This is a genomic window from Martinezella hainanensis (assembly GCF_900094555.1).
In the GTDB taxonomy this organism is placed as follows: Bacteria; Pseudomonadota; Alphaproteobacteria; order Rhizobiales; family Rhizobiaceae; genus Rhizobium; species Rhizobium hainanense.
The window spans coordinates 351,675-371,263 of record NZ_FMAC01000007.1 but is presented as its reverse complement, the minus strand read 5'-3'; the positions used below and the strand labels follow the sequence as shown (position 1 = coordinate 371,263).

The window sequence follows — 19,589 nt, the reverse complement described above, 5'->3', positions numbered from 1 at the left end:
TCCTCCTTAGAGCAATTCCAGCAAAAGTGTGACGCGGTTTTGCGTCCGGAATTGCGTAAAAACTAGTCGTTGAGCGATACGATCGCTTCGATTTCGACCGTGATGTTGCCGGGCAGCGAGCCGAAACCGACGGCCGAACGGGCATGCTGGCCTGCTTCGCCGAAGACCTCGATGAAGAGGTCCGAGCAGCCGTTGATGACGCTCGGATGGTCCTCGAAATGCGGCACGGCATTGACCATGCCGAGCAGCTTCACCACCCGTTTGACCCGGGAGAGGTCGCCAAGCGCTCCGTGCATGACGGCAAGAAGGTTGATGCCCGTCAGCCGCGCGTGCTGATAGGCCCGATCAACACCGACGTCACCTCCGACCTTGCCGGAATGAAGATGGCCGTCCAGCTCCCGCGGGCCCTGGCCCGACAGATAGAGCACGTTGCCTTCGCGGACATGGGTCACGAAGTTGGCGATCGGCGGCGGCGGCGGTGGAAGCTCGATCCCGAGCGCAGCCAGTCGCTGGTAAGGTGTTTGCGCTGCTGAAGCGGCCTGTGTTGGGGACGTGTTCACGTATGCTCCTGCTATGCGATCCTTGGTGTTTCGATTAGCGCCACGAATAACCGTGGCTGTGGCGGACGAGCTTGCGGGCGCGCGGTATGTAGCGGCTGGCGGTAATCGCCTCCGCACCGATCACCGCGTAACGCGGCTCGAACAGCTTGCTCAGGCGCGAGACGTCGCCGTTTGAATCGGTGGCTTCGAGATCCGCATCCACCAGGTCGAAGATGGTGAAGTCGGCGCGCTCGCCGACCGACAGCCGGTTGTCCATCGAAAGCTTGATGACCGAGGCCGGCGCATGGGTGACGGCGTCCACGACCTTGTCGAATGGCATGCCGACCGAGAGCAGCTTGGACATGGTGGTTGCGAGATCCCAGACCGGGAAGTTCATCGAATGGCCGTGCAGGTCGGTCGAGATCGAATAGGGCAGCAGGCCGCGCTTGATCGCCGCTTCGGCGACCTTGAAGGAGAAGGATGCGCCTCCATGGCCGATATCGAGCCGGATGCCTTCGCCGGCGCAGCGTTCGGCAAGATTGTAGAGATCCTCGTCCTCCATGATGCTCGAACCGGCCTTGCCGTTGAAGCAGTGGGTGACGACATCGCCCGGTCCGAGGATTTCGAGCACTTCGTCATAGAGCGCCGGCGGCTCGCCGACATGCACCATCATCGGCACCTTCAGGATCTTGGCGATCTTCTTGCCGAGCTTGACGGGTGTTACTCCCCAGGAGCCGGTGATCACATGGCTGGCGCGCACCTTGATGCCGACGATGTGCTCGCTGTTCTCAGCATAGCATTCGAGGATGCGGTCGAGGTCGATATCCTTGATATCTCGCAGTTCGGGAACGCGATTGCAGGCAACGAGGCCGATCGAACCGAGATTGAGGAAGGCCTTGATGCGCTCCCTGGAGGGTTCGATGATATATTCGCGGAATCCATGAAAATTGGCTTCGCCGGCCGAACCCGCATCGACAAGCGTCGTGACGCCGCGCTCGGCGCCGCATTCGGACGGGCGGATCGAAATGTCAGTGCCGCCATGCCAGATATGGACGTGCAGGTCGACCCAGCCGGGAGAAATCCAGGCGCCCTTGCCATCGACGCGTTCGACATCGCCGGGCGCGGCAAGTTGAGGGCCGAAGGCGGCGATCTTGCCGTCGGCGCCGATGAGGATATCGATGACCCCCGCGGCCGCGTCACCGCCGAAGGCCATGGGTTTCACATTGGTGAGGAGGAGCGGCTTGCCCGCTTTTTCACCGGTCATTTACAGGTCCTTTCGAAGTCTTGGATCGAGCATGTCCCGCAGGCCGTCGCCAACCATTTGCAACGAGAGCACGGAAAGAATGATGGCAAAGCCGGGGAAATAGGTCATCCAGTCGGCCTGGCCGATATATTGGCGGCCGGCGGCGATCATGGTTCCCCAGGTCGGAATTTCCGGGCTGACGCCAAGGCTGAGGAATGAGAGCCCGGCTTCGGCGAGCATGGCGCTAGCGAAGAGGAAGGAGCCTTGCACCAGGATCGGCGACAGGAGGTTTCTAAGCACATGCCGCGTCATGATGTGAAACGTCGAGATGCCGAGAGCCTTGGCCGCCTCCACGTAAGGCAGCTCGCGGATGACGAGTGTCGAGGCGCGGACGATGCGGGCCAGCCGCGGTGCGTACACGATTGACAGCGCGACGATGACCGTCGTCAGCGACGGCCCGAGGGCCGCAACCAGCGCGATGGCAAGCAGGATGTCAGGAAATGCCATCATCGCATCGATCAGACGGGCGATCGGTGTATCGAGCCTCTGGAAGAAGCCGGCGAGCAGGCCGAGCGTGACGCCGATCGCTGCCGACAATGCCACCACGGCCGCTCCGACGAGGAGCGACAGCCGGCCAGCATAGATGGTGCGGGAAAAGACATCGCGACCGAACTCGTCGGTGCCGAACCAGTAAACCCCACTCGGCGGCTTCAGCCTGTTGACGATCGAAAGTTTCGAGGGCGAGTAGGGCGCTATCCAAGGCGCGAGGACGGCAAGAAGCACGAAGATCGTCAGCACGATGAGGCCGGCGGCGACCGTCTTCCGCTTCAGAAGCCGGCGAAGGAACTTGCTTCGCTCGCTCGATGCCCGCTTTGATGTATCGGTTGCGATATCGGCCATCAGTAGCGTACCCTCGGATCAACCAGCAGGTAGAGCATGTCGATCGCAAAATTGATCAGGACGTAGAGGCCTGCGATGACGAGCAGGGCTCCCTGGATCACCGGATAATCGCGGCGCAGCACCGCGGAGACGACGAGGCTTCCGACACCCGGTAGGCCAAAGACAGTCTCGGTGACGACCGCGCCGGAAATCAGCACAGCGGCGGTCAGCCCGAGGACGGTGAGAATGGGGATCAACGCGTTCTTCAGCGCGTGCTTGAGGACCACGCGTCGCTCGATAAGCCCCTTTGCGCGAGCGGTGCGGATATAGTCGTCTCCGAGCACGTCGAGCATCGATGCACGGGTGAAGCGCAGGATCAGCGCCGAGGAGACGAGGCCGAGTGCTACGGCCGGCAGCGTCAGATGATACATGCGATCCATGAAGCTTGCACCCGGTCCGCCATAGCCGGAAACCGGGAACATCCCCAGGCGCACGGCGAAGAACTGCATCAGGATAAGACCGAGCCAGAAGCTAGGAATGCTTGCCGCCAGCATGCCGATTGCCATCGAGGCCTGGTCGACGAACGATCCACGCCGATAGGCGGCATAGATGCCGATCGGCAGCGCGATGACACTGGCGATCAGAAGCGAGAACAGCGTCAGGAAGAAGGTTGGCTCGGCCCGTTCGAGAAGGGCGGAGCCGACCGGAATGTTGAGGAAGATCGACTGGCCAAGATCCCCCTTCAGCAGTTGACCGACGTAAAATGCGTACTGGACGAGGATGGACTGGTCGAGGCCAAGCCGGGTACGGAGTTCGGCAATATCCTGCGCGGTCGCATCCGGACCGAGCATGACGGCGGCCGGATCGCCCGGTGTCACGCGCACGATCACGAAGACGATCGTGACGACGAGAAACATCACGACGATCATGCCGGCAAGGCGTTGAAGGATGTAGCGTATCATTGGGTCGGTCCCTGGAGCGGTTCCGCTTCTTTTCGAATCTCGGGAACAGGCGCCGGCCGTAACCGGCGCCCGAGCGCCTTGGGAGGCTTATTTCTTGATCGATGCGTTCCAGAAGTAGGGCCATGGCGCCGGGTCGACGCCTTGAAGCTTGGTGGAGATCGCCGCAACGGCGTTGAAGTCGCCGATCTTCATCATGGGAGCTTCGTCATAGATGGTCTTTTGAACGTTCGCCCAGAGCTCGATACGCTTCTTGGGATCGACCTCGGTGTTGAATGCGTCAATTGCTGCCTTGCTCGTCGGCGTGGTCCACCAGCCGGGAGAGCTTGGCGACAGCGTGCCGATCAGCGCTGGTTCCGGCAGGAAGGGACTGTGGCTGATATAGATGTCCCAGAGCGCCTTGTCGGTGCGGCGCTGGGTGAGCGTTGCCCAGTCGACCACCTGAAGATCGACCTGGAAGCCCGCCTGTTTCAGATATTCGGCCGCGACCTGCGCCATTTTGTAATGGAACTCGTACTGGCGGCTGGTCAGGATGCGGATCGGTTCGCCCTTGTAGCCTGCAGCCTTGGCGGCCGCCGCCGCGCCTTCCGGATCGGCGATGTTGTAGTTGCCCTTGACGCCCGCATCCGTGCTCCAGGTATAGGGGGCAGGGTACATGTTGCCGTCAACCGTATAGAAATTCGTGCTGCCGAAGGCGGCCGCCAGCATATCTTCCATGCTGAGCGCCTGACGGATCGCCTTGCGGATCGCGATATTCTTCGTGATGCCGTCGGCGGTATTGAAGACGAAGACCGGATAGCCGAATGGCTTCAGGAGCAGCGGCTGGGTCGCCGATGACGACTTCAGCTTGTCGAAGGATTCGACCGGAAGACTGTCGATGTAGTCGTACTGACCGGAAATGGCCGCCTCGACGCGGGTATTGGCGTCGGGAACCGGTACGAAGCGGATTTCGTCGAGATATTGGTGGCGGGCGCCGCCGTAACCGTTGCTTTCGCCATCGCGCGGCTTGTAGCCGTCAAAACGCACCAGCTGGATATACTGGTCGGGCTTGCGCTCCTTCAGCATGTAGGGACCGGTGCCGATGAAGTCGGTCATCGTATCCGCCTGCTTGCTGGCCGGGATGATGATGGCGGCTGAGTTGTTGAAGGCAAGCAGCGAGGTCAAGGGGGCATAGGGTTGCTTCAGCTTGATGACGACGGTCGCCGGGTCCTGGGCGGTGATCGATTCGATGAAGCCGCCCGCCTGCTTGCCGCGCGAGGCGAGCTTGATCCAGCGGTTGAGCGAGGCGACCACGTCGTTGGACGTCATGACGCTGCCGTCGTGGAACTTGATGCCGGTTCTGAGCTTGATCGTATAGGTTTTGCCGTCGGCGCTGATCTCGGGCAGGCTGTCGGCCAGCAGCGGCGTGACGTTCCAGCCCTTATCGAAGGTGTAGAGCGTTTCGAAGATGTGCTGCGTGACGATGCCGACGAGATCGGCCGTGGAGGTCATTGGATCGAGCGTCGGCGGCTCGCCGATCGTCGCGACGTTGATGACGCCACCTTTTTCCTGGGCCATCAATAGCGAGGGGGTTGCAATCAAGGCAGCTGCTATCAGCAAGCCGGCACTTAGCTTCATCGATATTCTCCCAATTATGTTCCACAATTATGTTATATACAATTTTATAACAGAATACAGGACGCGTGCGGGCTGTCAATGGTGGTGAAAACAAGGGTATCTCAGCTCGAATGCAACCAGGTTCCGTCTTGCCGAAACACTTTGGTCGGAGCAGATTGCTGCGATAGAGGAGATAGTGCATGGCGCTTTACGATGCTTCCGGCTCCAACGTGAACGGTATCGAACCTCGCTGGACGTCCAGTGCAAAGAGCGGAATTGGCACAGCGCTTTCGCCAGCCTGCCGCATCTGGTTCACACTCAGTCACGGCATCCTGAACGAAGTCTATTATCCCCGCGTCGATAGCGCCTGTACCCGCGACATCGGATTGATCGTCACCGGTCCCGATGGTTATTTCTCGGACGAAAAGCGCGATACGGAAAGCGTCGTCACGACGGTCGAGGATGGCGTTCCGGCCTATCGGTTGATCAATACCGCAATCGACGGTCGTTATCGGATCATAAAGCGCATCATCGTCGATCCGATGCGCAGCAGCTTGCTTCAGCAGATATCATTCGAGCCGCTCGAAGGATCGATCCACGATTATCGCCTTTACCTGCTTGCGGCCCCGCATCTGGTGAATGCCGGCTACGGCAATACGGGCTGGGTGGGAGATTATAAGGGCACGCCGATGCTTTTTGCGACCGGCACAGGCGGTGTCTCGCTCGCACTTGCCGTCAGTGGCGGCTGGAGGACGGCATCCGCTGGCTATGTCGGGGTGTCCGACGGATGGCAGCAGTTGCGGAAAGCGGCTCAACTGGACCCGGCCTTCGCGCGTGCAGCCGATGGTAACGTCGCACTGACCGGCGAAATCGATCTGACTGGTGGCAGTGATACGGTCGTCGTATCTCTCGGCTTTGGAAGCCATGCCACAGAAGCCGGCTACAATGCCCTTGCCAGTTTGCAGGCCGGCTATGACGATGCGGAGCGCAGCTATGTCTCCGACTGGCGGGCGTGGCAGGACGGGTTGCTGGCGCTCGACGAACCGAGAGCACCACCGCCGGAGCTCAATCGCTATCGGATATCGACAGCAGTGCTGGCGACGCACCGGCCCCTGTCCTTCGAAGGGCCGGCCGTTGCTTCCCTGTCCATCCCTTGGGGCTTTGCCAAGGGTGACGAGGACCTCGGAGGCTATCATCTGGTCTGGCCGCGCGATCTGGTCGAGACCGCCGGCGGCTTCCTGGCTGCGGGCGCCTCGCAAGACGCGCTGCGCATTCTTGCCTATCTGCGCGTCATCCAGGAAGAGGACGGGCATTGGCCGCAGAATTGCTGGCTGGACGGCGAGCCTTACTGGACCGGGATACAGATGGACGAATGCGCCTTCCCGATCCTGCTGGCAGATGCACTGCGCCGTGAAGGGGTGTTAACGGGCGGACTGCTTTCATCCTACGTGCCGATGGTCGAAAAAGCAGCGCGTTACGTGGTCGTCAACGGTCCGGTCACTGGTGAGGACCGCTGGGAGGAGGATGGCGGTTTTTCCCCCTTCACCTTGGCGGTTGAGATCGCTGCGCTGCTGGCGGCGGCCGATATTCTCGAAATCGCCGGTCAGACGCACAATGCGGACTACTTGCGCCAGACGGCGGATGCGTGGAACGACCAGATCGAGCGCTGGACCTATGTCAGCAGCGATGCGGAGAGCTCCGCTCTCGGGGTCAGGGGCTACTATGTCCGTATTGCGCCGCCGGAAATAGCCGACGGAACCTCGCCGGCCGAGGGTTTCGTGCCGATCAAGAACAGGCCGCCAGCCGAATCCTTTTTGCCGACCGCTCGCGTCGTCAGTCCCGATGCTTTGGCGCTGGTGCGGTTCGGATTGCGTGCCGCCGACGATCCCCGCATTCTCGACACCGTGAGGGTTATCGACGCACAGCTCAAATGCGACCTGCCGCAGGGCCGGCTATGGTATCGTTACACCGGTGACGGCTATGGCGAGCATGAAGATGGTGGGCCATTCGACGGCACCGGCATCGGGCGCCCGTGGCCGCTGCTCGCAGGTGAACGAGCCCATTACGAGCTTGCAGCCGGCCGGCCTGAAATGGCTCTGGAATTGCTCAAAACACTCGAACAGTCCGCAGGCCACGGTGGATTGTTGCCCGAGCAGGTATGGGACCAGCCCGATGTTCCTGAACTGGGCCTTGTCCTGGGCAAACCTTCCGGCAGCGCCATGCCGCTCGTCTGGGCTCACGCCGAGCATATCAAGCTCCTGCGCTCGCTGAGAGACGAAGCCGTTTTCGACATGCCGCCGCAGGGTATCGAACGCTATGTGAAAAACAACGTTGCGGCACCGTTCGTGCTATGGCGTTTCAACAACAAGCTGTCGCAGCTTGCCGTCGGCAAGCGCCTGCGGGTCGAGGTCATGGCGCCGGCGGTCGTGCACTGGAGTTTTGACGGCTGGGCGAGTGTCAACGATACCGAAACGCGCCAGAATGGCTTCGGCATCAATGTTGCGGAGCTTGCAAGCGAACGCCTGCCCAAAGGCGCGGTGATTGCCTTCACCTTCTACTGGCCTGACACCGACCATTGGGAGGGAGAGAATTTCTCCGTCTCGGTCGTTGAAATGCCATAGCATGCATGGTGCCGGTCATGGATAGAAAGTGTGGGCGAAGATGAGCCAGATAACAGAGAGCCGCAAAGCAAACGCAAAATCGAAGAAAATCGCGGCTCCGGCTGCGACAGAAGAACTGGTCGTCTTGGCGATCGATCTCGGCGGTTCGCATGTAAAGATGCGTCTCAGCTCCGGCGGTGAGCGCCGAGCGGCCGTCTCCGGTCCAACAATGTCGGCAAAACAGATGGTTCAGACCGTCAAGGAGCTGACGAGCGATTGGCAATACGACGTTATCGGCATGGGATATCCAGGCCCGGTGTTGAACAACAAGCCGGCTGCGGAGCCACACAATCTCGGACCTGGCTGGCAGGATTTCGATTTTTCTTCCGCTTTCGGAAAGCCGGTCAAGCTTGTCAATGATGCCGTGATGCAGGCAATCGGCAACTACAAGAACGGCAACATGCTGTTTCTCGGCCTCGGCACGGGATTGGGTTCGGCGATGATCGCCAATCACGTCTGCCTGCCCATGGAACTCGCCCACCTGCCCTACAAGAAGCGTGACACTTTCGAAGATTTTATCGGCGAACGCGGCCTTGAAAAATACGGCAAGAAAAAATGGCGCCAGTCGGTCGAGGAGATCGTGGAAAGGTTGCGGGCGGCGTTGTTGCCACACGAAATCGTCATCGGTGGCGGCAACGCTGAAAAGCTCAAGGAGCTGCCAGCCGGTTGCCGTGTCGGCGAGAACGAAAACGCCTTCCTTGGGGGATTTCGTCTCTGGAAGGATGCAACGCTGAGCTTCTAGGCTACGCAGGCGTTGTCGAACGTACTCGCAAAGGACCAGACACAAGCCGGTCGATCTTTCCTGACAGGAGGCTGGCTCAAGGTCCGTATTTCAGCGACATTTTCTCCCGATGGACGATGTCGGCAAACAGCCGCAGCGCGCCACTTGGCTGTTCATCGCGTTGCGCAAGATAAAGTGGCGCTATGAGGTTGGCGCGAGGGTCAAGTCTGAGATAGGCGATGCCGTTCGTCTCCAGCCGGGCGATCGATCCTGGAATGATGGAGATTCCGAGCCCGGCGGCGACAAGGCTGAGCGTCGACAGCAACCGGGGAGCCTCATGCCGTATTTTCGGGCTGAAACCCGCGGCAAGGCACGCCGCTATGATGCCGTCATATAGTCCCGGCCCCGACGGTCGCCGGTAAAGGATGAAGGGCTCGTTTGCGAGTTCCGACAATTGAACGGGGTTCTCGCCCCTCGTCGTGGCAAGCGGATGACGATCGGGAAGAGCCACCAGCATCTCTTCGTCGAGAATTCGAGAAATTATCAGCCCGCTCGATTGTGCGACGGGAGAGCGCACGAATGCGACATCGAGAAGGCCGGAATGCATCATGGTAATGAGATCGGGCGTACTGGCTTCCTCAAGCTTGAGCACGACATTGGGCGATGTCTCGCCGAGCGAACGGACGGCCGAGGTGACGAGGGGATGAAACGCGGCCGAACTGGTAAAGCCGATGGCGAGGCTTCCCTCCTCTCCACGCGCGTTGCGTCTTGTTGCCTCTATTGCAAGATCGACGTCATGCAGGATGGTCCTTGCTCTCTCCACGAAGGTCTGCCCAGCATCCGTCAGTGCGACGCCTCTCGGCAAACGCTTGAAGAGCGGGGCACCGACGATCGCTTCCAGCTTGGCGATCTGCTGGCTGAGTGGCGGCTGCTGGATGCCGAGCCTTTCCGCGGCACGGGTCATATGCCCCTCATCGGCAACGGTTACGGCATAGCGAAGATGTCGAAGCTCGATCATGGCATATCTCAAATATATGGATACTAATAAATCCATATATTGGACGCATGGTCGATGAAAGCCTATTTTGCCGCCTTGTTCGACATAAAGCACATAGGCCAAGATATGGATGCCATTTCCCCTCACAGCACCGTTCAACGCGAAGAGCCAACCGTCGCCGAACTCTTCTTCGGCTTTTTCAAGCTCGGCCTCATCGGCTTTGGTGGTGTCTTGCCGCTTGCACGCCGCATGGTGGTGGAGGATCGCAAGTGGCTGACCGGGGAGGAATTCACCGAGCTGCTCGGGCTCTGTCAGTTCCTGCCTGGCGGCAACATCATCAATATGTCGGTTGCGATCGGCTCGAAATTTCAAGGTGTGGCAGGCGCTTTTTCGGCCCTTTTCGGCCTGATCGTCGCGCCGACGGCAATCGTCATCGGTCTCGGCGTCATTTACGATCAGTTCAACAGCGATCCGCGCATCCAGCACATGTTTGCCGGCCTTGCCGCGGCAGCTGCCGGTCTGCTGATCTCGATGGCCGTCAAGATCGTCCTGCCGTTGCGCCGCAGGCCCGTCGCCCTGGTCATTGCCGCCGTTTGTTTTGCTGCCATCGCCATCGCCGGATTGCCCTTGCTGCCGACCATGCTGGTTCTGGCGCCTCTCAGCATGATCGCCACCTGGAAGCTTGAATCATGACCACGACCCTGCTCGCTCTCGCAATCATTTTCACGCAGCTTTCATTGCTGGCCTTCGGCGGCGGCAATTCCATCCTCCCTGAAATGCACCGGCAGGTCGTCGACGTGCAGCATTGGATGACGGCGCAGCAATTCGGTGCGCTGTTCGCATTGGCGCAGGCGGCTCCCGGTCCAAACCTGATGGTCGTGCCCCTGGTCGGTTGGCATGTTGCCGGATGGGCGGGCGTCTTGGTGACATCGGCGGCAAAATTCGGGCCTTCTTCGGTTCTGACCTATCTGGTGCTCCATCTCTGGAATCGCTTCAAGTACAGGCCGTGGCGAAGGATCGTACAGGCAGGCCTGGTGCCGATGACCGCGGGGCTTGTCACCGCCAGCGCGGCTGTCATTACCGAGGCGTCAACTCAGGGCTGGATTCTGGCGGCCATAGCGGCAGCTGGCGCGCTTGTTCTCTCGACAACGCGCGTTCATCCGCTCATCGTTCTGGGCATTGGCGCGTTGATCGGGCTGAGCGGCGTTGGCCAGGTGTGATCAGGAAATCGCTGGCGCCAAGTTTGGGAGCAAATGCCCGCACTGACCATCGACTCATTTTCGAAAATGGCGCGCTGCGGCCATTCAAGCGGCTGGCGGCGAAGCAAGTTCCCCCGTCAAGCTGCGCCCGTCGGTTGCTCCATGCTTTGCAAATACGTCTGCCGCTTGAAATAACCCCTTCTTTGGAGGCTTGGTCTCAAATCAGGGCTGTTGATATCGGCGATAATCGCAGCGCTCGTACTTTTAGAAACCAAAATGCAAACAATCCATGTAATCATTCCATTGGGAAAGATTCTCAGCGATAAAGCTGGTGACGCTCTTTTTGATCAGCTGGTGAGGGCCTCCAGTGTCTTGCGATGGAAATGCAATACTCGATCCACAGGCAATCGGCTCCCGGGAGTTCATGCATTTGCGGGAATTGTTCGATCGATCGTTCAAGGCCGCTCGCATCGGGGTATGGGAATGCAGCCTCCCCGACCAGACTCTTAGTTGGACGGATATGGTCTATGAGCTTTTTGATCTTGCGCCGCAAACGCCGCTGACGAGGGAAGAAATCCTTAAACTTTATACGCCGGAGACCCGAATACGTCTCGATGAGGTGCGTGAGAAAGCAATCCGCACCGGCGAGGGCTTCAGTCTGGATGCGCAGATCATTACCGCAAGGGGCAATCGTCGATGGATCAGGATAACCGCCTGCGTCGAGTTCGCGAATGGAGCCGCGACTAGAATTTTCGGGATGAAACAGGATGTTACCGCCGAGAAGACGATGGTCGAGCAGCTTCGTCAATTGGCCGAGTATGACATGCTCACCGGACTGACATCCCGCACCAGATTTGAAACGTTCTTCAACGAAATATGTGCGGCCGAGGGCCGAACCGGCAGAGCGCTCCTGCTGGTAGATCTCGACGGCTTCAAATCCGTGAACGATACTCTCGGGCATCAGGCCGGGGATGATTGCCTCAAAGCGGCAGGGCGCAGACTTTCGCGCGCAGTCCCCAAGGCCAATATGGTGGCGCGAATTGGCGGCGACGAGTTTGCCGTTATCCACGAATGCCTGTCGACCGAGCATCTTGCAAAAATCGCCGATCGTGTCGTCAAGGGATTGAACTGGACCGTCTCCACGCCGGCGAAGACCATTCGCATCGCAACCTCCGTCGGCGCGGCGATAATCGTGCCCGGCCATTCGTCCAAGGACATATTCGCGAAGGCGGATCGTGGTTTGTACGAAGCGAAGTCGTCGGGGAAGAATGGCTTCCGGATCGCGCCGCCGACATGGTCTGCATACAAGGCAGCCCTTTAGATCGAGTCCGCCAGTCGCTCACCAGTCACAAGGATCGAATAGCGAATTGCCGGTGAGCAATGGGGAAAAATATTTCTCCATAGAGTATATAGACATTATGCAATTACTTTTCGAATTGCATTGCCGCCCCTAGCTTGATCGTCGGTTCAATTCGTCCGGAGCTGGCATGACAAGGCATATTCGATTCAACGCGTTCGACATGAACTGCGTCGCGCATCAGTCCCCCGGTTTGTGGAGGCATCCGCGCGATAAATCATGGAAATACAAGGATCTGGACTATTGGCAGGATCTGGCGCGGACGCTGGAACGCGGTATTTTCGACGGCATATTCATCGCCGACGTCATCGGCTATTACGATGTCTACAAGGGCTCGAACTACCATGCGATAGAGCAGGCCGCGCAGATACCGGTCAACGACCCGATCCAGCTGGCGGCGCCGATCGCGCTTGCGACCGAACATCTCGGTATCGGAATAACCGCCTCCACCTCGTTTGAGCATCCCTATACCTTTGCTCGACGGCTTGCGACCGCCGACCACCACACCAAGGGTCGCATCGGCTGGAATATCGTGACCTCCTATCTCGAGAGCGGCGCCAAGAACATCAGTCAGGGTGGCTTGAAGACCCATGACAACCGTTATGAGATCGCTGCCGAATATGTGGAGGTTCTCTACAAGCTCTTCGAAGGAAGCTGGGAAGAGGGCGCCGTGCTGCGCGATGCCAAGCGCGGCATTTTCACCGATCCTACCAAGGTTCACGAGATCGGTCACAAGGGCAAGTATTTCGAGGTTCCCGGCTATCATCTCTGCGAACCGTCGCCCCAGCGCACACCCGTGCTCTATCAGGCAGGTGCATCGGGGCCTGGCAAGGCCTTTGCTGCCAGCCATGCTGAATGCGTCTTCGTGGCGGCTCCGACCAAGAGCCTGCTGCGCGCCTATGTCGCCGATATCAGGCAAAGGGCTGCGGCTGCCGGCCGCGACCCACGAAAGGTGCTGATCTATAATCTCACGACGCTGATCATCGCGGAAACCGACGCAAAGGCGCAACAGCTCTTCGAGGAGTATCAGAGCTACGCCTCCTATGACGGCTCGCTTGTCTTCATGTCGGGCTGGAGCGGCATCGACTTTGGCCAATATGCGCCCACTGACGAATTGAAGAAGGTCGAGACCAATGCCATCGTCTCGATGATCGAGCATTTTGGCGGCAAGGATCGGGCTTGGACGGTCGAGGAACTCGCCAAATGGGGCGGGATCGGCGGAACCGGTCCGGTATTTGTCGGATCGCCCTCGACTATCGCCGATATCCTGCAGGAATGGGTCGAAGAGACCGATCTCGACGGTTTCAACCTCGCTTATGCGGTAACGCCGGACAGTTTTGAGGCGGCGGTCGATCTGCTCGTTCCGGAACTGCAAAAGCGTGGGGTGTATCCGACTGCCTATCGTCCAGGCACCCTGCGCGAAAAGCTCTTCGGCGAGGGACCTTACCTGCCGGCAACCCATCCTGCCAATGGCTATCGCGACATCGAGGCCGTCAAACGCCGGGATACCGAACTTGCCGCGCCGCTGCGCAAGTCGGCTGGCGTCTAGACTTTGCCATATCACCGAGTCGATTGAAGTATGCGCATATTCGGCCTGCTTTTGACGATGCTCTCAGGGCTGACGGCCCGGATTGATCCGGGAGATATTCCGCGCGGTCGGCTATTTAAGGTAGCAGCACATTAACGCTCTGTTCACCTTAAGATTACTAAGGTTTCCTGATGAAAAGGAAGGAAGCCCAATGAAAAAGATTTTTGCTCTCGCCATGGCTGCGGTAACGCTGGCAGCGCCCTTTGCCAACGCGCAGGAATGGCCCCGTCATCATCGTGATCGTCCCGACGAAGTTCATCGCAAGATGCCGCCGCGGGGACCGGGACGCCCGGGATGGGGACCATATCGGGGTAAGGACCGTTCGGGTTACTATCACGGCTACAGGGGTTACCACGATCGCCGCCCGGGCTATCGCCGTCACAGCGATGGTCTTTGGTATCCTGCCGCAGCCTTTGCACTCGGCGCGATTATCGGCGGCGCTTTGAACAACTAGAGCTCTTCCGCTTTTCGGGGAATTGCTCTTAAGCTTTCGATGCTCATTGAAGCGGTTTGGGGGAATGCGATCCGTCATTTCCCCAAACGCGCAAGCGGATCGAGGTTTACCGCTAGCCAGAACAACGGGCCAATTTTCACGTCTCTTCGGCTGCGGAACATTGGCCGGCATCTGCTGCCCGCAAATGCCAGACTTTCTTCAGGCGAAAGAGCCTCGCGATTGTCGCTAAACGATAGTCTCACCCAGAAATGGAGGAGTTGTCCGTTGGACAGTCATGGTCATTCCGGCCGCTAGAAAAAGCCGCTTTTAAAATCGCCCCATCTCGCGGCCGACCTTCGCCAAAAACTCCTTGCGGGAAGTCTCTGTCGAGCGGTTCATGTCGTAATGGGCGAGGAAGACGACCGGGGCGAAGGGCTTGATCTGGGCGCGCAGCACGCGCTTGACGATCTTTTTCGGAGGGTTGCCGGCGACGAAGGCGCGGAATGGGTCCGCGCCGTAGGTCAAGACCGCACCGAGCTTGCGGATATGCTGCAGTTTCGAGCGTACCTTGCCGTTGACGAGCTCGAAGGAAACGCCCGGAAGCCAGACCCGGTCGAAATAGCCTTTGAGGATCGCCGGAAAGCCGAAGTTCCATACCGGGGTCACAATGACGAGGGCTTCGGTGCGCTCCAGCCGTTCCACGTAAGATTTCAGCGCATCGGTATTTTCGGGATAGTCATGGTAGATCAACCGGTCATGACGTGACAGGACAGGGTCAAAGCCCTCTGCGTAGAGGTTGCAGTCGTCGACCTCGTGTCCCGCACGTTTCAGGCTATCGAGGGTTTGCCGGTGCAGCGCGCCGCCAAAACTTTCCTCGACCGGGTGGGAATGAAGGACCAAGACCTTCATGAAGCCTCCATCAGGTCGGCGAGGCCGGGGAAGAGGTAGTTCTTGCCCGATTTGAAGTCGAAATTCGGATCGTCCCAGGCGATCATCTTGCCGGGATTGAGCAGCCCCTTCGGATCGGTTTCCTTCTTGAAGGCAAGCTGGACGGCATCCGTCTGCTTCATGCCGCCTTCTTCGAGCGTATAGCGGTGCGGATTGAAGATCGGGCAGCCATGGTCCTGGTGAATCCTAATGATCTCCTCGAGGCGCGCTTCCGACGTGTAGCGCACCAGCGGCAGGCCGGCGCACTGGATCTGGCCGTCGAAGCGGATGAATTCGAGATGACCGGGCACTTCGTCGCCGAAGATTTCCACCATCTTCCGGACCTTGGCGACGTGGTCAGGGCCTGGATACTGCACCTGCAGATAGGTGATCGAGGGATCGACCTTGATGGCGCGCAGCGTCGTGTGGTTCCAGGCGAGCTCATAGGCATGTGGAATGCCCTTCATGCTCTCCACCTTGTCGGAGCGGAAGGTGATCTCGCCCTTCTGCTGACGCGTAAAGGCAACGAAGGGGTCCATCGCATGCGGTGCGATCATCAGAGCCACGATCGATTGCCCCTCACGGATATAGGGCTTGTGGCGGGCAAAATACTCGTACGGGATGGGCGCGGCGATCGGGGCAATTTCCTTGACCAGAATGCCGTTGCACTTGGCGAGCGCGTCCGAAAAGCGCACGGCATCCATGAAATCGTCATAGCCGACGAGCACGTCGACCCAATCATAGGCTGGCGCCAGCGGCATTTCGATCTCGGTGATGATGCCGTTCGTGCCGTAGGCGTGGCTGACCTTGGTCAGGTCCCAACCGGTCAGATCGAGGGTGCGAGGTTCGGCCTCCATCGTCACGACGCGCAGCCGCAGAATATTGCCGAGATCGCGCAGGCCGCCCCAGGTAATCGAGCCGACGCCGCCGGAACCGCCGGCGATGAAGCCGCCGATAGTCGCCGTCTGGGCCGTCGAGGGATGGAAGCGCAATTCCTGGCCCGAATGCGCCTTGGTCTGGCGGTCGAGTTCGGCAATGACGATGCCGGGCTCGCAGATGACGCGGCCGGGATGGATCTCCTTGATCCTGTTCATGGCGGCGAGGTTGAGCACGATGCCGCCGGAAAGCGGCATGGCCTGGCCGTAATTGCCGGTGCCGGCGCCGCGTGGCGTGACGGGTACGTCATGCGCGTAGGCGACCTTTAAAGTGCGGATCACCTCCTCCTCGGTCTTCGGGGTGACCACGAGATCGGCCGTGACATTGTCGAGCTGGGCTTTCAGGATCGGCGAATACCAATAGAAGTCACGACTCTTCTGGCGCACGAGCGCCGGATTGTCTTCGACGGCGATGCCTTCGAGTTCTTTCTTGATGCGCTGATAATCCGGCATGTCAGGCTCCAATGACGCTGTCGAGTTCACGATAGTCCGGCAGGCTGCGGTCGATCACCTTGCCCTTGCGAAGGACGACGCGGTCAGACTGTGGACGGGAAAGGAATTCGCTCCAGCGCCGGGCGCTGAAAAGCACGAGATCGGCCGGGCTGCCGACGGCGATCCGCCCGATATCCGGGCGGCCAAGTATCTCTGCGGGCGAGGTTGTGATGACCCTTGCCGCCGTATCCAGCGGATGGTCGAGATGGAGGACGCGCACGGCCTCGCGGAACACCTCGACCGGATCGAGGTCGCCATAGGCATAGAAGGGGTCGCGGGTATTGTCGGAGGCAACGGCTGTTGGCACGCCGGCGGCGGCAAGCTCGTGCAGAAGGGTGACGCCACGCCAGCGCGGCGTGCGGCCGGCATGGCGGTCCTGCAGATACATGTTGCACATCGGCAGCGAGACGATGGAAATGCCGGCCTTGGCGACGAGATCGATGGTCGCGCGGGCGACATCCTCGTCCTGCCGGGCAAGCGAGCAGCAATGGCCGGCCGTCACCTTGCCCGTGAAGCCATTGCGAAGCACGGCTTCGGCAAGCGCCTTCAGCGTCAAGACCTGCTTGTCTTCCGTCTCGTCCACATGCAGGTCGATGTCGAGGCCGTTATCGGCGGCGGCGCGCAGAAGCTTGTCTAGCTGCGCGTCAAGTTCCGGGGTCATCTGCGTGACACCGCCCATCAAGCCGCCGGCCTCGCGCGCAACACGGAGCAGATCGGTGAAGAAGGCGTCATCCACCATGGCATCGAGCGGAAACAGGGCGACGGCCTGCAGCGCGATCTTGTCTTTCCAGGCCTCGCGGACCGAGCTGAAGACCTCGAAGGAGATGCGGTGCTGCGGTGCCAATGAATCCAGGTGAGTGCGGATCAGGCCGGTGCCATGGGCATAGGCCGAGCGCAGCGAAAATTCCATGCGCCTGCGCACATCGTCGGCCGACCAATTGGCCTCGCGGTCGGCACGCACGGCATCGAGCGCACCCATGAAGCTGCCATCGGGGTTGGAGCGCCGCTCCCATATGTGTCCCTTGTCCAGATGGGTGTGCATGTCAGCAAAAGTCGGCCAGACCATGCCGTCGCGCACGTCGACCTTGGCATATTCGGCTGGCGCAGTGCCGGGCGCGCGGATATCGCTGACGAGACCGTCGGTGACGACGATGTCGGCCTTGACGAGGCCCTCGCTGGCTGGTGCCTTGAAGCCTAAGAGCGTCACGGCGGGAATGGTGGCATTGCTCAGCACGAAGCGGGCGGCATTCGGCGGCGACATGAAGGCGTGTGACATCAGTTCTCCCGCTTGAGGCTGCTCTCATGCCAGCGATGCAGGCTCAGCCATGAGATGAAAGAGGTAAAGGCGAAAATGGCGACGCCGAGTGCCGAGAGCAGAAGCAGGGCTGCGAAGAGCCGCGGCATGTTCTGACGGTATTGTGCTTCCAAAAGGCGGAACGCCAGGCCTGAATTCGGGCCGCCGGAGCCGGCTGCGAATTCGGCAACGACCGATGCGATCAGTGACAGACCACCGCCGATTCTCAAGCCCGTCATGAAATAGGGCTGGGCGGCCGGCAGCTTCAGATGCAGCAGCGCCTGCCAGCGCGAGGCGCCGTAGAGATCGAACAGATTGAGGAGATTGTGATCGACGCTCTTCAAGCCCTGAACCATGTTTGAGAGGATCGGAAAGAAGGCGACGAGGAAGCCGCAAATTAAGAGCGCCGCTTCGCGTGTCGGTGCGTATATCAGGATCAGCGGCGCGATCGCGACGATCGGCGTTACCTGAAGGATGACGGCCAGCGGATAGAAGGCAAGCTCGATCCAGCGGGACTGCACGAGGAAGATCGCAAAGCCGACGCCACCAATCAGCGCCAGGACCAAGGATATGAAGGTGATCTCCGTGGTCACCCATAGAGCGGGCCACAAGATGCCCCAGTCGGAAACGAGTGCCTTGGCGACGGCAATCGGGCTCGGCAGGATATATTGCGGAACACCGGTGCCGACGACCAGAAGCTGCCAGAGAACAAGAAGAACAAGGACGGTCAGAATCGGCACGAAGATGCCGAGGACGCGTTCGAAACTGCGCTGCCTCGCAGCTGCGGCAGCGGGCATATCGGCCGTTTCAATGGACAGAGTGGCGGGCAGGCTGGTGCTATCGCTCATCAATGGACCTCCGGCCAGCCGATGGCCTCGATCAGGGAACGGGATACTTTTTCACACACCTGCCGATACTCTTCGGACGAACGGTAAAGAGGATCGCGCTCGCCACTGGTTTCCAATGGAAAGTCGGTATGGACGCGGCCCGGCCGCGCCTTCATGACGACGATACGATTGGAGAGGTAGGCGGATTCATAGACGGAATGCGTGACGAAGATGACGGTGATCCCCGTTGTCTGCCAGAGACGAAGCACGTCATCATTGAGCTTCTGGCGTGTGATTTCGTCGAGTGCTGCGAAAGGCTCGTCCATCAAAAGCAGTTTCGGCTTCGTCACCAGCGCGCGGGCGATCGAAACCCGCATCTTCATGCCGCCGGACAATTCGCGCGGATAGGCGTCGGCAAAGTCCTGAAGTCCGACCGTGGCCAGTGTTTCCATGATCTGTTCGTGCGCGGCCGCCTGCGACACGCCCCGTAGTTTCAACGGCAGATGAACATTGCCGAAAACCGTCTTCCAGGGAAGCAATGTCGGCTCCTGGAAGACGAAGCTGATATCGCCCTCCGGCAGGCCCTTTGCGTTGATGCGCGAACTCGGCCAGTCGATCCTGCCGCTCGAGGCGCCGCCAAGACCTGCGATGATGCGTAACGCCGTCGACTTGCCGCAGCCGGAAGGGCCGAGCAGGCTGATGAACTCGCCGCTTTCAACATTGAGCGACATGCCCGATAGCGCCAGCGTGCCGTTGGAGAAGATTTTGGAGACCTGCTCCATGACGACAAGCGGTCGCTTGCGCTTTTCCGTTCGATCCGTTGCAATGGTTTCCGATAGTGTCATCGTTCGGCTCTTTGTTGATCCACCCTCCCCTTGAGGGGGAGGGTCGGAGCGAAGCTCCGGGGTGGGGTGATCCTCCTAATCTTCAAATGTCACCCCCA

At 59.8% G+C, this 19,589-nt stretch carries 18 protein-coding genes; 7 read left to right on the top strand and 11 right to left on the bottom strand.

Translation table 11 applies throughout. From position 1 onward, the window contains the following. Window positions 1–62 precede the first annotated feature (62 nt). The 5 genes from GA0061100_RS23100 to GA0061100_RS23080 all read right to left on the bottom strand — a co-directional run bounded on the left by GA0061100_RS23100 (window position 63) and on the right by GA0061100_RS23080 (window position 5,237). A complete protein-coding gene (locus GA0061100_RS23100) occupies window positions 63–575 on the bottom strand; it encodes a RidA family protein (protein ID WP_425298699.1) in 513 nt (170 codons plus the stop codon). Between the two features lie 19 nt (window positions 576–594). After that, on the bottom strand, window positions 595–1,803 hold the full coding sequence (locus GA0061100_RS23095) for an amidohydrolase/deacetylase family metallohydrolase (protein ID WP_075855064.1): 1,209 nt from the start codon (window positions 1,801–1,803) through the stop codon (window positions 595–597). Then, on the bottom strand, window positions 1,804–2,682 hold the full coding sequence (locus GA0061100_RS23090; RefSeq protein ID WP_075855063.1) for an ABC transporter permease: 879 nt from the start codon (window positions 2,680–2,682) through the stop codon (window positions 1,804–1,806). Next, on the bottom strand, window positions 2,682–3,623 hold the full coding sequence (locus GA0061100_RS23085; protein ID WP_075855062.1) for an ABC transporter permease: 942 nt from the start codon (window positions 3,621–3,623) through the stop codon (window positions 2,682–2,684). Before GA0061100_RS23085 ends, GA0061100_RS23090 begins: the two co-directional genes overlap by 1 nt. 87 nt (window positions 3,624–3,710) lie before the next feature. Next, window positions 3,711–5,237 (bottom strand): ABC transporter substrate-binding protein, encoded by a 1,527-nt coding sequence (locus tag GA0061100_RS23080; protein ID WP_075855061.1) that lies wholly within the window; start codon window positions 5,235–5,237, stop codon window positions 3,711–3,713. A gap of 179 nt (window positions 5,238–5,416) precedes the next feature. Here GA0061100_RS23080 and GA0061100_RS23075 point away from each other — a divergent pair, with 179 nt between their 5' ends. Both GA0061100_RS23075 and GA0061100_RS23070 read left to right on the top strand, forming a co-directional pair. Beyond that, the gene (locus GA0061100_RS23075; RefSeq protein ID WP_075855060.1) at window positions 5,417–7,837 is read left to right on the top strand and encodes a glucan 1,4-alpha-glucosidase; all 2,421 of its coding nucleotides are present in this window, start codon (window positions 5,417–5,419) and stop codon (window positions 7,835–7,837) included. A gap of 40 nt (window positions 7,838–7,877) precedes the next feature. Next, window positions 7,878–8,618 carry an ROK family protein gene (locus GA0061100_RS23070; RefSeq protein WP_075855059.1) on the top strand — a complete coding sequence of 247 codons (741 nt, stop codon included), beginning with the start codon at window positions 7,878–7,880 and terminating at the stop codon, window positions 8,616–8,618. A 76-nt stretch (window positions 8,619–8,694) separates the two neighbouring features. On the opposite strand, the gene GA0061100_RS23065 is transcribed toward GA0061100_RS23070, so the two are convergent. Continuing rightward, window positions 8,695–9,615, bottom strand: a complete 921-nt coding sequence (locus tag GA0061100_RS23065; RefSeq protein WP_075855058.1) for a LysR family transcriptional regulator — start codon at window positions 9,613–9,615, stop codon at window positions 8,695–8,697. 54 nt (window positions 9,616–9,669) lie between these two features. Between GA0061100_RS23065 and GA0061100_RS23060 the strand changes: the two genes are divergently transcribed. The 5 genes from GA0061100_RS23060 (at window position 9,670) to GA0061100_RS23040 (ending at window position 14,192) form a co-directional block, all read left to right on the top strand. Beyond that, window positions 9,670–10,287 carry a chromate transporter gene (locus tag GA0061100_RS23060; protein WP_244557929.1) on the top strand — a complete coding sequence of 206 codons (618 nt, stop codon included), beginning with the start codon at window positions 9,670–9,672 and terminating at the stop codon, window positions 10,285–10,287. Continuing rightward, window positions 10,284–10,814, top strand: coding sequence for a chromate transporter (locus tag GA0061100_RS23055; RefSeq protein WP_075855057.1), 531 nt, complete (start codon window positions 10,284–10,286; stop codon window positions 10,812–10,814). Before GA0061100_RS23060 ends, GA0061100_RS23055 begins: the two co-directional genes overlap by 4 nt. Before the next feature lie 403 nt (window positions 10,815–11,217). Further along, window positions 11,218–12,114 carry a diguanylate cyclase gene (locus GA0061100_RS23050; RefSeq protein WP_075855056.1) on the top strand — a complete coding sequence of 299 codons (897 nt, stop codon included), beginning with the start codon at window positions 11,218–11,220 and terminating at the stop codon, window positions 12,112–12,114. 166 nt (window positions 12,115–12,280) lie between these two features. Continuing rightward, the gene (locus GA0061100_RS23045; protein WP_075855055.1) at window positions 12,281–13,699 is read left to right on the top strand and encodes an LLM class flavin-dependent oxidoreductase; all 1,419 of its coding nucleotides are present in this window, start codon (window positions 12,281–12,283) and stop codon (window positions 13,697–13,699) included. A gap of 190 nt (window positions 13,700–13,889) precedes the next feature. Continuing rightward, window positions 13,890–14,192, top strand: coding sequence for a hypothetical protein (locus GA0061100_RS23040; RefSeq protein ID WP_075855054.1), 303 nt, complete (start codon window positions 13,890–13,892; stop codon window positions 14,190–14,192). A gap of 306 nt (window positions 14,193–14,498) precedes the next feature. Here GA0061100_RS23040 and GA0061100_RS23035 read toward each other — a convergent pair whose 3' ends face one another. The 5 genes from GA0061100_RS23035 to GA0061100_RS23015 are packed head-to-tail and all read right to left on the bottom strand — an operon-like array spanning window position 14,499 to window position 19,491. Further along, window positions 14,499–15,080, bottom strand: coding sequence for an NAD(P)H-dependent oxidoreductase (locus GA0061100_RS23035; protein WP_075855053.1), 582 nt, complete (start codon window positions 15,078–15,080; stop codon window positions 14,499–14,501). Next, window positions 15,077–16,486 carry an FAD-binding oxidoreductase gene (locus GA0061100_RS23030; protein ID WP_075855052.1) on the bottom strand — a complete coding sequence of 470 codons (1,410 nt, stop codon included), beginning with the start codon at window positions 16,484–16,486 and terminating at the stop codon, window positions 15,077–15,079. Before GA0061100_RS23030 ends, GA0061100_RS23035 begins: the two co-directional genes overlap by 4 nt. 1 nt (window position 16,487) lies before the next feature. Further along, window positions 16,488–17,801 carry a cytosine deaminase gene (locus tag GA0061100_RS23025; RefSeq protein WP_075855051.1) on the bottom strand — a complete coding sequence of 438 codons (1,314 nt, stop codon included), beginning with the start codon at window positions 17,799–17,801 and terminating at the stop codon, window positions 16,488–16,490. Next, window positions 17,801–18,667, bottom strand: coding sequence for an ABC transporter permease (locus tag GA0061100_RS23020; RefSeq protein ID WP_075855050.1), 867 nt, complete (start codon window positions 18,665–18,667; stop codon window positions 17,801–17,803). Before GA0061100_RS23020 ends, GA0061100_RS23025 begins: the two co-directional genes overlap by 1 nt. Further along, window positions 18,667–19,491 carry an ABC transporter ATP-binding protein gene (locus tag GA0061100_RS23015; protein ID WP_075855049.1) on the bottom strand — a complete coding sequence of 275 codons (825 nt, stop codon included), beginning with the start codon at window positions 19,489–19,491 and terminating at the stop codon, window positions 18,667–18,669. Before GA0061100_RS23015 ends, GA0061100_RS23020 begins: the two co-directional genes overlap by 1 nt. Window positions 19,492–19,589: the final 98 nt, after the last annotated feature.